The organism is Pantoea sp. S-LA4, from assembly GCF_054482835.1.
This window is the reverse complement of sequence record NZ_JBTLRC010000002.1, coordinates 1,657,136-1,669,456: the sequence shown is the minus strand read 5'-3', so window position 1 is coordinate 1,669,456 and position 12,321 is coordinate 1,657,136. Positions and strand designations below refer to the sequence as shown.

Sequence of the window (12,321 nt, the reverse complement as noted above, 5' to 3'; positions counted from 1 at the left end):
AGTCGTAAACGGGAAAACCTCTGACCCGCTGGACTTTACCTATGACTCTGACACAACGATGTGGCGCGTGGCTGATCACGCTGCTGATGCTGACGGGCAGCGCGTCAATCCAGGCAAAGACCCCGGATGACCAGCTGATCGTCGGCATGAACATGAATAACCTGCTCACTCTTGATCCGGCCGCAATGACCGGTAATGAGGTGGTGGGCATCGTGGTTAATCTTTATGACGGGCTGGTGGAACTCAACCCGAAACAGCTGACCGACGTGCGTCCGGCGCTGGCCGAACGCTGGTCGGTCAGCGCCGACCAAACAACCCTGACCTTTCATCTTCGTGACAATGTCACCTTTCACTCCGGCAACCCGCTGACCAGTGACGACGCGGTCTGGTCGATGCGGCGGGTACTGCACCTTAATCTGGCGCAGGCGTCGGTCTGGAAATCCTACGGGTTCAGCCGTGACAACGTTGACCAGATGATCACCGCCCCTGACGCCCGCACCGTGGTTATTACCCTGCCGAAACCCAACGACCCACAGCTGGTGATCTACTCGCTGGCTGCGCTCGGCAGCATGGTGGTGCTGGATCGTAAAACGGTGCAGCAGCATGAGGTCAATGGTGACTGGGGCAACCGCTGGCTCACCACCCATGAAGCGGGTTCCGGTCCGTTCCGGCTGGATCTCTGGCAGGCAAAAGATGTGCTGCGCATGAGCCGGGCCGACGGTTACTGGCGCGGCGAGGCAAAAATGTCACGGGTGGTGTTCCGTCATCTGCAGGAGTCGCAGACGCTGCGACTGATGATGCAGAAAGGCGATCTCGACATCGCCAGTAATATGTCGATTCCCGATGTTCGCGCCCTGCGCCACGATCCCGATCTGGCGATTGATGCGGTCAGAAGAGGCACCCTCTACTACCTGGCGATGAGTATGAAAGATCCGCACTTTAGCGATCGCCGGGTACGCGAGGCGGTGCGTTATCTGGTGGATTATCAGGGGATCAACAAGAGCCTGATGACCGGCTATGGCGAACTGCATCAGCGGCCGATTCAGGCGGGTATGCCGGCCACGCTACCCGATCCCGGCTACCGGCTGGATGTGCCGCGCGCCAGAGCACTGCTGGCCGAGGCGGGTTATCCGGACGGTTTCGACACCACGCTGCGGGTGCTGGCCGATCAGCCGTTCCTCAATATCGCCATTGCCATTCAGTCAACGCTGCTGCAGGCGGGCATCCGCGCCAGAATCATCACCGGCACCGGTAATCAGATCTACGGGGCGATGCGCGATCGTCAGTTCAACCTGCTGGTCGGCCGCGGCGGCAGCGGCGTGGAGCCGCATCCGCACTCCAGCCTGCGTTCACTGGTTTATAACCCGAACAACGCCGACAGCGCCCGCCTGACCAATTTCCAGGGCTGGCGCACCGGTTTTTATGATGCGCAACTCAACAGCATGATCGATCGCGCGCTGTTGGAACGCGACAGCGCCCGGCAACAGCAGGCCTATTTCGCCATTCAGCAACGCTATGACCAGCTGGTGCCGGCGCTGATGCCCCTTTCCCAGATGCTCGATTCGGTGGTGGTCAACAACCGGGTGCAGGATTATCAGCCCCATCCGTCAGCCACCACCTTTCTGCGCGACGTCTGGAAAACCCCTGATAGCCTGGCCGGAGGTGCACAATGACCCTGACGCTCACCCGAAATCACTGCCGTCGCATCAGCAAACGCGGCCTGCAGGTGCTGATCACCCTCTCTGGCCTGCTGATGCTGACCTTCTTTATCGGGCGGGTGATGCCGCTTGATCCGGTGCTGGCGATTGTCGGACCGGATGCCGATCAGGCGACCTATCAGCAGGTTTATCATCAGCTCGGTTTTGATAAGCCGCTGTGGGTCCAGTTCGGCATCTACCTCAATGCGCTGCTGCACGGCGATCTCGGCCATGCGCTGCTCACCGGTCAGCCGGTGGTCAACGATATTCTGCGCGTCTTTCCGGCGACGGTTGAACTGGCAACGCTGGCGATTGTGCTGGGTGCCGGCCTCGGCGTGCCGCTGGGCGTGCTGGCCGCCGCCCGGCGTAACAGCGTGATCGATTATCTGGTGCGGATGATCAGCCTGGCGGGTTACTCAACGCCGATCTTCTGGGTCGGGATGATGGGCCTGCTGCTGTTTTATGCCCACCTCGGCTGGGTCGGTGGCGCGGGCCGGGTTGACTTCAGCCTGGATGGCGTGGTGCCACGCCGCACCGGCTTTATGCTGATCGACGCCCTGCTGGCCGCCAACAGCCAGGTATTCTGGAATGCGCTGAATCATCTGGTGTTACCCGCCTCACTGCTGGGCTTTCATTCGCTGGCCTACATCAGCCGCATGACGCGCAGCTTTATGCTGGCGCAGCTGTCGCAGGAGTTCATCCTCACCGCCCGGGTGAAAGGCTTAACCGAGTGGCAGGTGATCTGGCAACACGCCTTCCGCAATATTCTGGTGCAGCTGCTGACCGTGGTCGCGCTGGCGTACGGTTCGCTGCTGGAAGGCGCGGTGCTGATTGAAACCGTCTTCTCGTGGCCGGGCTTTGGTTCCTATCTGACCGGCAGCCTGATGCTGGGCGATATGAACGCGGTGATGGGCTGCGTACTGGTGGTCGGCCTGATTTTCGTGCTGCTTAACCTGCTCTCCGACCTGCTCTATCAGGTGTTTGATCCGAGGACCAAAGTATGACGATTTCCTTTGATACGCCAGCCACCAGCACCACGCGTGAGCGACTGGCGCGCTGCCGCCGTTTCGCTGCCCGTAGCGGATACTTTATCTGGCGCATGGCCTGTAATCCGCTGACCGCCATCGGCGGCGGCATTGTGCTGCTGCTCTGTATCGTGGCGCTGTTTGCACCGTGGATCGCCCCTTATCATCCGCTGATCCAGGACCTCAACAATGCGCTGATGCCGCCGGGTGCCGCACACTGGTTCGGCACCGACGAATTTGGCCGTGACATCTTCAGCCGGCTGGTCTGGGGGGCGCGTATCACCCTCTATATCGTGCTGCTGGTGTCGGTGACCGTCGGGCCGCTCGGCCTGCTGCTGGGCGTGACCGCCGGCTATTTTGGCGGCAAGGTTGATGCCGTACTGATGCGCGTCACCGATATTTTTATCTCCTTTCCCAGCCTGGTGCTGGCGCTGGCCTTTGTCGCCGCGCTGGGTCCGGGACTGGAGCACGTGGTGATCGCCATTACCCTTACCGCCTGGCCGCCGATTGCCCGCCTGGCGCGGGCAGAAACCCTGTCGCTGCGTCAGGCGGACTTTATCTCTGCGGTGCGTTTACAAGGGGCTTCGCCGCTGCGGGTGCTGTGGAAGCACATCATCCCGCTCTGCCTGCCGTCGGTGATTATTCGCATCACCATGAACATGGCGGGCATCATTCTCACCGCCGCGGGCCTCGGCTTTCTCGGCCTCGGCGCGCAGCCGCCCGATCCGGAATGGGGCGCGATGATCGCCAGTGGTCGCACCTACATGCTGGAGTGCTGGTGGGTCGTCACCGTACCCGGTCTGGCAATTCTGATTAACAGCCTGGCATTTAACTTCTTAGGAGATGGCCTACGTGACCTGCTCGATCCCCGCAGTGAGTAACGCTTCGCCGTTGCTCGACGTGCGCGATTTGCACGTAAATTTTGTTAACGGACGTCAGAGCACCCCGGCGGTACGCGGCGTCTCCTTTCAGCTCGGCCAGGAGAAGCTGGCCATTGTGGGTGAATCCGGCTCCGGTAAATCAACCGTTGGCCGGGCGCTGCTGCAACTGCTACCGGCGAAAGCGCGGATTGAGGCCAGCCGGATGCAGTTTGGCGATGTCGATCTGCTGCACGCTACGCCGGCCCGGATGCGCGACATCCGCGGTAAACGGATCTCGATGATCATGCAGGACCCGAAATATTCGCTCAATCCGGTGGTCCGGGTCGGCGAACAGATTGCCGAGGCGTGGCGCAGTCACCATCGCGGCCAGCAGGCGGCAGCCCGTCAGCGGGCGCTGGCGATGCTGGAGGTGGTACAAATCCGCGATCCTGAACGGGTCTATCAGCTTTATCCGCATGAAATTTCTGGCGGCCAGGGGCAGCGCGTGATGATAGCCATGATGCTGATTACCGAACCGGAGCTGGTGATTGCCGATGAACCGACCTCCGCGCTGGATGTGTCGGTGCGTCTGCAGGTGCTGGCGCTGCTCGACGATCTGGTCAAGGCGCGCGGGCTGGGGCTGATTTTTATCAGCCACGACATTAACCTGGTGCGCCGTTTTTGCGATCGGGTGCTGGTGATGTATGCCGGTCGCGTCGTGGAGTCGCTGGCCGCCAGCGAACTGGATCGGGCGCAGCATCCCTACACCCAGGGCCTGATGGCGGCGCTGCCGGACCTCGATCACCGTCGCAGCCGCCTGCCGGTGTTACAACGTCACGCAAGCTGGTTAACTGAATAAGGAAAAAGCATGATTACCGTCAACAATCTTAATCTCAGCTTTGGTGAGGAGAGCGCCCGCAGTCAGGTGCTGTTCGACGTCAATCTGCAGGTCAGCCAGGGCGAAATCTTTGGGCTGGTCGGCGAGTCAGGATCGGGCAAAACCACGGTGCTGAAATGCCTGGCGGGACTGTTTAACCACTGGCAGGGTGCGCTGGAGATTGACGGCCAGCCGCTGGCGCACTGCATCGATCGGGCTCGCTGCCGTCGGGTGCAGATGGTGTTTCAGGACCCCTACGGTTCGCTGCATCCGCGCCATACGATTGGCGATATCCTCGAAGAGCCGCTTCAGATTCAGGGCATCGGCCAGCGTCAGCAGCGGGTGATCGCTATGCTGGAGAAAGTCGGATTAAATCGCGCCTGGCAGACCCGTTATCCCCACCAGCTCTCCGGCGGTCAGCGTCAGCGGGTGGCGATCGCCAGAGCGCTGATTCTGGAACCGGCGGTGCTGTTACTGGATGAGCCGACCTCGGCGCTTGATGTGTCGGTGCAGGCGGAGATCCTTAACCTGCTGAGTGACCTGCAGCAGCAGGATAACCTGACCTATCTGATGGTGACGCACGATCTGGGCGTGGTGGCGCACCTCTGTCATCGGGTGGCGGTGATGCAACAGGGCAAGGTGCTGGAGACGCTGGATGTCCCGACGCTGGTGAGCAATCGGGCGAGTATGCCCTATACCCGAATGCTGGTGGAGGCGAGCCGCCACGCTACGCCGGTAACGGCGCACTGAATACGGCGACGGGCGGCAGGCATAAAAAAGGCCAGGTTACCCTGGCCTTCTGCTTCTGCACCCTGGCGCGTTTACTGAGTCAGCTGACGCACAAAGGAGACGATCTCTGCGTTCTGTCCGTGCTCAAACAGGCACTGTTGGAAGCGCGGGCCGCTGACCGCAGTCTTCACCAGTTCAGGATCGATGGCGCGCAGCGTATCCAGGTAGTTCTCTTTGATCACCGCCGCTTTCACCTGGTTCAGCAGACCGGCATTGCGCACCTGTGGCTCTCTGCGCTCTGGCGGATAGCCCATGCCTTTCTCGCCGGTAAAGGCTTTTTCGAAGATAAAGCGCAGGTTGAGCTCAGCGCCCCAGCCGAAACCTTTAGCGAACGGCAGCGCCAGCGCATTACCGTTATTAATCTGCGCAAACAGATAAGCATCAGCTGGATCGATACAGTATCCGCAGTTGACGCCCGGATGAATGTTGAGCGACATCAGCGCGCCCTGTCCGGTGCCGCAACCCGCTACGATGAAATCAACGGCCTTGCTGTTCAGCAGCAGGCTGGCCTGGATGCCGAGGTGAATATAGGTCAGATGGTGATCCTGCTCGTCGCTCATCCCGACGTTGAAGACCTGATGGCCCAGCGGCTGCGCGACGCCTTCCAGTTCTTTCAACACGATAGCGTTTTTAGCCGCCTGGCTGTTTTCCATCATTAACGCGATTTTCATGATCTGCCCTTAGCATTTAATTGAAACACCGTTTCATTTTAATGAAAAACCGCTAAAGTGCATGGACTAATTCACCTCCGCGCTGTGAGTAGCGTCACAAAACGGCTACCCTGGCGTCCACCTGCATAAGGAAGTTCTGATGTTTATCTATAAAAAAGAGCGGCCACTGGAAGATTTAGGCAACGGCGTAACCCGTCGGGTGCTGGCGTATGGCGGTACCCTGATGGCGGTCGAAGTCAGTTTCGAAAAAGATGCCGTCGGCCCGCTTCATCACCATCCGCATGAGCAGTTAACGTATGTGCTCAGCGGCCGTTTCGCCTTCACCATCAATGGGGAAACGCGGGAAGTGGGTCCGGGCGATACGCTCTACAAAGCGCCCGATGTGGTACACGGCTGCGTCTGCCTCGAACCCGGCGTGCTGCTGGATACCTTTACTCCACAACGCGACGATTTCCTGCCCGCCCGCGACGCCACCGCCTGACAAAGCGTGAATCAGTCGGCGTGCAACCTGTCGCGCGCTGGCTGATGCTGAATACTCTCCCGCATCGGTCTGGCGTGCCTCTGACGGCTCCGGCTGCCGCTGGCCGGACCGCGGATTATTTTTTCACCTTTTTTTTTCCGGCAGACTGGTTAGCTAACCAAATGATTAGCAGGCTTTTAATATTTACCCGCTACGCAATTCCCGGCGATTGCCGCTCCGCATCCCGCGCCAACCGGGGCTTGCTCAACTATTCTTATTTTCTTCACCCCGCCTCTGATACCCGTTGCGCTTAAAAAGATTCCCGTCAAAATCTGTACAAAAACACGTTTCATGTATAGGTTTAAAGGGTTCACCAGGTCATTTTTTAACCCAAAACAGGATAATTCTATGAACCATACAGAGAGCAATACCCTGGCCGTGAAGGAAAATGTCCACCTGATCAATCCGGCGTTTCACGCGACTGAACAGGATAAACTGAATTTTCTGGTCGAAGAGCTGATGGAAGCGGGCAAGGAAACCAGCTGTATGGCGCTGCTGCGTCATCTGGCTGCCGCAGACAGCGCGGAAGAAGAGGCGTGCTGCCGGGAGTTGCTGACCTTACTGATGGCGAAACAGGCGTGAAGGTGACCGTTTGCGGCAACGCGGTGACTGCGTCCCTTTGCGGGCTGCTGATAGCAGGCTGTCACCGCGCCCGCTGCTCCTCCGCCCCGGCAGCGCTCCGCCGCTGGCTGGCCCATTCCCCTTCAGCGCGGCGTGACCACAATTGCTGTCAGGCGGCAGCGGCGCGATATCTGGCTGCTTAATCCCGCAGACTTTGCTAGTCTCACAGGATGAACCGATACGCTTTACCCCAGTCAGAGATGATTAACACCGTCTGTATCGCGGTGGGATAGCCTGTCTCTTTCTCCCGCCGGTAAGGCGGGCCTTACCGGCGTTAACCCGATAAGGAACCCTATGAATCCTGATACCCTGACACCCGCAACGCTGCATCTGCTGTGCGGCAAAATCGCCTCCGGTAAATCAACCCTCGCTGCCCGTCTCGCCGCAGAGCCTGGTTGCGTCATTCTGAGTGAAGATCACTGGCTGGCTGCGCTCTATGCAGATCAAATGCAGTCGGTCGCCGACTATGTCCGCTGTGCGGCACAACTGAAAACGGCGATGACCCCGCACCTGGTAGCGCTGCTCCGGGCGGGCGTCCCGGTAGTGCTCGATTTTCCCGCCAACACCAAGGCGAATCGTGCCTGGATGATGTCGCTAATCAAGGCATCCTCTGCTGACCATCGCCTGCATTATCTGGACGTCCCGGATGCGCTGTGTAAATCGCGTCTGCACGCCCGTAATCAGAGCGGCGAACACGCCTTTGCCGCAACGGACGAACAGTTCGCGCTGATTACCCGCTATTTCGACCCGCCGCAGGAGGAAGAAGGCTTTAACCTGGTGCGACATGGTTAACGCCTTCTGAGGTGGGGATTAAGAGAGATCGAGCGCCGCGAGCACGGCAGCAATCTGCTGGCAATCCGCATCGGAGAGCGGCAGCAGCGGGCGCGGCAGGCAGTCGCGTTCGGTCAGGCCCAGCAGCCCCGCTGCGGCGCTGATTACCCGCAGGCTGCCGCCATGCTGGCGGAACAGTGCCCATAACGGTTGCAGCTGCGCATCCAGCGCGCTGACACGCTGATCATCGCCCGCCTTTGCTGCCGCGGTCATCGCCTGTGCGATCCGGGGAAACAGTCCGCCGCAGACCGAGTACCAGCCATCGCAGCCTGCCAGCAGACCGGTGGCGGCAAACGCATCGCCGCTGACCCCGATTGAGACCCTCTCCGGCAGCCGAGACCGCAGTTGTGCAATGCGCTCGCGGGCCGCCTGCAAATCGGCGGGTACGCCGGGAATTTTTATTGAGGCAATGCCCGGCAGCGCGGCGATGCGGCCAAGCAGCGCATCGGAAAAAGCAAAATGGGTGGTACCCGGATTGTCATAGACGCAGATCGGCACCGAGACGTGACACGCGACCGTCTGATAAAGCGTGAATACCTCTTCTTCGCGCAGCGCCTGATAGCCGAGTGGCGGCAGCAGTAATGCCGCCGCACCCGCCTGCTGGGCATCCTCAGCCAGCTGCAGCACTTCGGTCGTGCTGACCGCACCAATGCTCACCATCACCGGAATCGCCTCTGAATGGGCAACCGCCAGTTCGGTGATCCGCCTGCGCTGGGCGCGGGTCAGATAGGCGTAGCTGCCGGTAGAACCCAGCACGCCAAGCGAATCGACTTTCGCCTCCGTCAGCCGCTGCAACAGCCGTAAAAATGCCGCTTCATCCGGCTTATCCGCCGTAAAAGGGGTCAGGGGAAACGCACTCAGTCCGCTGAACATCGTCACTGCTCCATAATGGTGGAATACCTGGCTGGCTCATCGCGTCAGCCCAGGAAGATTTCGTTACTGGCCGAAGCATCCTGCCGCCCCGCCCGCTATGTTACTGCTGACTCCCACAGGAGGAGGCTGGTCTGAGAGTATGCCTCTGAACAGCACGTAAATGACACTGTTTGATCGCCCTGTGATGCGGCACAATCGCCCGGCATCCGCCTTTCTGCACCCGACCGGGCAGCCCGCAGCGGTGATGATCGCCTGGCGGCCACCATCGGGATATCGCCAGCCTCATCCCACGCCCGCTGTAACACAGTTATGAATCCTGTCACATTTCTGCAAACTGAGGTCGCGGCTAACATGGCCGGATTAATTTTGCGCCCGACAAATAATCACCTGATATTGCTGGCTTTATTGCTTCATCCTGTCTGAATCATGCAGTTCACGCATCAATCGATGCCCTTTTTGCACTTATTTACCGCCGGTCGCTGATCCACTCTTCGATGACAGGCGCGGTAAAAAGCGTCATTCACAGACTGGAGCTCACTGATGCAAATTCCCTCACCCTCTACGCTTTCCACCCGCGCCCGGATTGGCGCAATATTCCGTGTTACCTCAGGCAACTTTCTTGAGCAGTTTGATTTCTTCCTGTTTGGTTTCTATGCCACCTACATCGCCCATACCTTCTTTCCGGCCAGCAGTGAATTTGCTTCGCTGATGATGACTTTTGCCGTGTTTGGTGCCGGTTTCCTGATGCGTCCGCTCGGCGCGGTGGTGCTGGGGGCCTACATCGACAAAGTGGGTCGCCGTAAAGGGCTGATTGTGACGCTGTCGATCATGGCGGCCGGCACCTTCATGATTGTGCTGATCCCCTCTTACCAGAGCATTGGCCTGTGGGCGCCGTTGCTGGTGCTGCTGGGCCGTCTGCTGCAGGGCTTCTCCGCCGGTGCTGAGCTGGGCGGCGTCTCTGTCTATCTGGCTGAGATCGCCACGCCGGGCCGCAAAGGCTTCTACACCAGCTGGCAGTCGGGCAGCCAGCAGGTGGCGATCATGGTGGCCGCCGCGATGGGCTTTATTCTCAATGCGCTGCTGGCAGAATCGGTGATCCGCGACTGGGGCTGGCGGATTCCGTTCCTGTTCGGCTGCCTGATTGTGCCGTTTATTTTCGTGCTGCGTCGCAAGCTGGAAGAGACGCAGGCCTTCAACGCGCGGCGCAGCCATCCTGATGTGAAACAGGTGTTCCGCATCCTGCTCGCCAACTGGCAGGTGGTGATTGCCGGGATGTTGATGGTCGCGATGACCACGACCGCGTTTTACCTGATTACGGTTTACGCCCCGACCTTTGGCAAGAAAGTGCTGCTGCTCAGCGCCTCCGACAGCCTGCTGGTGACCCTGCTGGTGGCGGTATCGAACTTTATCTGGCTGCCGATTGGCGGCGCGCTCTCCGACCGCTTTGGTCGCAAACCGATCCTGATCGCCATGACCCTGCTGGCGCTGACGACCGCCTATCCGGCACTGAGCCTGCTGGCGGCGGCACCGGGCTTCTCAATGATGCTGGGCGTACTGCTGTGGCTGTCGATGATTTACGGTCTCTACAACGGCGCGATGATCCCGGCACTAACCGAGATTATGCCAGCCGAAGTGCGGGTGGCGGGCTTCTCGCTGGCCTACAGCCTGGCGACGGCGCTGTTTGGCGGCTTCACGCCGGTGATCTCTACCGGCCTGATTGAGCTGACCGGGGATAAAGCCTCGCCCGGCTACTGGATGAGTTTTGCCGCCATCTGTGCGCTGCTGGCCACTCTCTACCTCTACCGCCGGACCGGTGAACGCCTGCCGCAGACCCGCAACTCTTTCAGCTAAGGAAACCCGCATGAAAGGTTATTTTGTCTTATTCGCTCTGCTGATCAGCGTGGCGGGCAGTGTCTGCGCGCAGACCAAAGCAGTGACCGTGATGATCTCAGGCGGCTTTAAAGCGGCGTGGGATCAATTATCCCCGCGCTATGCGCAACGTGAAGGCATTCAGATCCGCACCGTCGCCGGTCCGTCAATGGGCAAGACGCCGCAGGCGATCCCGGCGCGGCTGGCGCGGGGTGAATCCGCCGATCTGGTGATTATGGTGGGCGACGCGCTGGCCGATCTGGAAAAACAGGGCCGCACGCTGCCCGGTTCACGGGTTGAACTGGCCGATTCCCGCATCGGTGCGGTGATCAGACAGGGTGCAACGCCGGTGATTATCGACAGCGAAAGCGCGCTGCGTAATACGCTGCTCAACGCCCGCTCGATCGCCTATTCAGACAGTGCCAGCGGCAAATATGTCAGCAGCCAGCTGTTCAGCCGGCTGGGAATTGCGAATCAGGTCAGGGCGAAGGCGTTTAAAGTCGAACGCATCCCGGTCGCCTCACAAGTCGCGGCAGGCAAATACAGCATCGGGTTTCAGCAGGTCAGTGAGCTGCTGCCGGTCGCTGGCGTGACTTTCGTGGGCGAGTTGCCGGACACACTGCAATACACCACCCGCTTTGCCGGTGCAGTGGTCCGGCAGTCCGCGCAGCCGGACCAGGCGCGTCAGCTGCTGCGCTGGCTCGCCTCGCCCGAGGTACAGCAGGTGGTACGTGAGACCGGGCTGCACCCGATCGTGACGTCGCAGCCGACCGGCGTCACCCGGCCGGTCAGACAGCCTGATACTGTTCAATAATCAGCGTTTCCAGCTCGACGGCCAGATGCGACAGCGTGCGGCCGCTTTTACGCAGCAGCCCGACGGTGCGCCTGACTGGCGGATCGGTCAGCGGCACCGAGGTCAGCGCAGAATGCCCGGAAACCGGCATCGACATCGCGGGCACGGCAGCGATGCCCAGCCCCGCTTCAACCATACCCAGCATCGTGGTGACATGCCGGGTTTCGCAGATGCAGGCTTTCTCCGGCACAATGTGCGCCAGCGCCTGATCGAGCAGGTTACGGTTACCGGAGGTTTTATCCAGCCCGATCCAGCTCTGCTGATAAAATTCGTGCCAGCTCAGGCTCGCTCTGGCCGCAATCGGGTCTTCATGCCGACAGGCCGCCACGTAAGGATCGTCGCGCAGCGGCAGAAAATGCACATCGGGCTGGCTGCGGCCGGAGAAGCTGATGCCAAAATCCGCCTGACCGCCTGTCACCGCGTCATAAACATTGGCGGCGCTGCTGTCGATCAGCTTGACCCGCACCCGCGGATAGCGAGCCTGAAACAGCCGGATAATATTGGGCATGAAGTAATAGGCAGCGGAAGGCACGCAGGCGACGGTGATCAGGCCGGTACGGGTCAGGCTGACCTCACTCAGATCGGCCATTACCTCTTCAAAATCCACCAGCAGCTTGTCCGATCGCTCGGCAAAGGCGTGTCCCTTTAGCGTCAGAGTGACCCGCCGCGTGGTGCGCTCAAACAGGCGAATACCCAGCGCCGTTTCGAGCTTGTCTATTCTGCGGCTCAGGGCCGACTGCGACAGGCAGATCGATTCCGCCGCGAGGCGAAAATTGCCATACTCCACCAGCGCGCGGAAGGCATAGAGATCGTTGAGATCGACATTAACCGGCAT

Annotated in this window: 13 protein-coding genes; 10 read left to right on the top strand and 3 right to left on the bottom strand. The window is 60.1% G+C overall.

Going from position 1 to position 12,321, the window contains the following annotated elements; all coding sequences use genetic code 11:
- Positions 1 to 41: 41 nt before the first annotated feature.
- The 5 genes from ACX3P5_RS08685 to ACX3P5_RS08665 are packed head-to-tail and all read left to right on the top strand — an operon-like array spanning position 42 to position 5,209.
- Positions 42 to 1,673 (top strand): ABC transporter substrate-binding protein, encoded by a 1,632-nt coding sequence (locus ACX3P5_RS08685; protein WP_458968572.1) that lies wholly within the window; start codon positions 42 to 44, stop codon positions 1,671 to 1,673.
- Positions 1,670 to 2,701: an ABC transporter permease gene (locus tag ACX3P5_RS08680; protein ID WP_336755216.1), complete on the top strand. Its 1,032-nt coding sequence runs from the start codon at positions 1,670 to 1,672 to the stop codon at positions 2,699 to 2,701. The genes ACX3P5_RS08685 and ACX3P5_RS08680 overlap by 4 nt, the downstream gene beginning before the upstream one ends.
- Entirely contained in the window at positions 2,698 to 3,603 is a 906-nt protein-coding gene (locus tag ACX3P5_RS08675; RefSeq protein WP_458968571.1) for an ABC transporter permease, read from the top strand. Before ACX3P5_RS08680 ends, ACX3P5_RS08675 begins: the two co-directional genes overlap by 4 nt.
- Positions 3,575 to 4,441 (top strand): ABC transporter ATP-binding protein, encoded by an 867-nt coding sequence (locus tag ACX3P5_RS08670; protein WP_233984324.1) that lies wholly within the window; start codon positions 3,575 to 3,577, stop codon positions 4,439 to 4,441. The genes ACX3P5_RS08675 and ACX3P5_RS08670 overlap by 29 nt, the downstream gene beginning before the upstream one ends.
- 9 nt (positions 4,442 to 4,450) lie before the next feature.
- Entirely contained in the window at positions 4,451 to 5,209 is a 759-nt protein-coding gene (locus ACX3P5_RS08665) for an ABC transporter ATP-binding protein (RefSeq protein ID WP_233984325.1), read from the top strand.
- 71 nt (positions 5,210 to 5,280) lie between these two features.
- On the opposite strand, the gene ACX3P5_RS08660 is transcribed toward ACX3P5_RS08665, so the two are convergent.
- Complete coding sequence (locus ACX3P5_RS08660) at positions 5,281 to 5,919, bottom strand: RpiB/LacA/LacB family sugar-phosphate isomerase (protein ID WP_233984326.1); 639 nt, start codon at positions 5,917 to 5,919, stop codon at positions 5,281 to 5,283.
- Positions 5,920 to 6,058: 139 nt separating this feature from the next.
- On the opposite strand from ACX3P5_RS08660, the gene ACX3P5_RS08655 reads away from it, so the two are divergent.
- The 3 genes from ACX3P5_RS08655 (at position 6,059) to ACX3P5_RS08645 (ending at position 7,852) form a co-directional block, all read left to right on the top strand.
- Positions 6,059 to 6,400: a cupin domain-containing protein gene (locus tag ACX3P5_RS08655; RefSeq protein WP_233984327.1), complete on the top strand. Its 342-nt coding sequence runs from the start codon at positions 6,059 to 6,061 to the stop codon at positions 6,398 to 6,400.
- A gap of 387 nt (positions 6,401 to 6,787) precedes the next feature.
- Positions 6,788 to 7,021 carry a hypothetical protein gene (locus ACX3P5_RS08650; RefSeq protein WP_233984328.1) on the top strand — a complete coding sequence of 78 codons (234 nt, stop codon included), beginning with the start codon at positions 6,788 to 6,790 and terminating at the stop codon, positions 7,019 to 7,021.
- A 333-nt stretch (positions 7,022 to 7,354) separates the two neighbouring features.
- Positions 7,355 to 7,852 carry an AAA family ATPase gene (locus ACX3P5_RS08645; protein WP_458968570.1) on the top strand — a complete coding sequence of 166 codons (498 nt, stop codon included), beginning with the start codon at positions 7,355 to 7,357 and terminating at the stop codon, positions 7,850 to 7,852.
- A gap of 18 nt (positions 7,853 to 7,870) precedes the next feature.
- Here the strand turns inward: ACX3P5_RS08645 and ACX3P5_RS08640 are convergent, their stop codons facing one another.
- Entirely contained in the window at positions 7,871 to 8,764 is an 894-nt protein-coding gene (locus tag ACX3P5_RS08640; protein ID WP_458968569.1) for a dihydrodipicolinate synthase family protein, read from the bottom strand.
- 540 nt (positions 8,765 to 9,304) lie between these two features.
- Between ACX3P5_RS08640 and tcuC the strand changes: the two genes are divergently transcribed.
- A complete protein-coding gene (tcuC, locus tag ACX3P5_RS08635; RefSeq protein WP_458968568.1) occupies positions 9,305 to 10,615 on the top strand; it encodes a tricarballylate/proton symporter TcuC in 1,311 nt (436 codons plus the stop codon).
- A 10-nt stretch (positions 10,616 to 10,625) separates the two neighbouring features.
- A complete protein-coding gene (locus ACX3P5_RS08630; RefSeq protein ID WP_458968567.1) occupies positions 10,626 to 11,447 on the top strand; it encodes a substrate-binding domain-containing protein in 822 nt (273 codons plus the stop codon).
- On the opposite strand, the gene psrA is transcribed toward ACX3P5_RS08630, so the two are convergent.
- Positions 11,422 to 12,321, bottom strand: coding sequence for an L-proline-binding transcription factor PsrA (psrA, locus tag ACX3P5_RS08625; protein ID WP_233984333.1), 900 nt, complete (start codon positions 12,319 to 12,321; stop codon positions 11,422 to 11,424). The two genes, ACX3P5_RS08630 and psrA, sit on opposite strands and share 26 nt — an antisense overlap.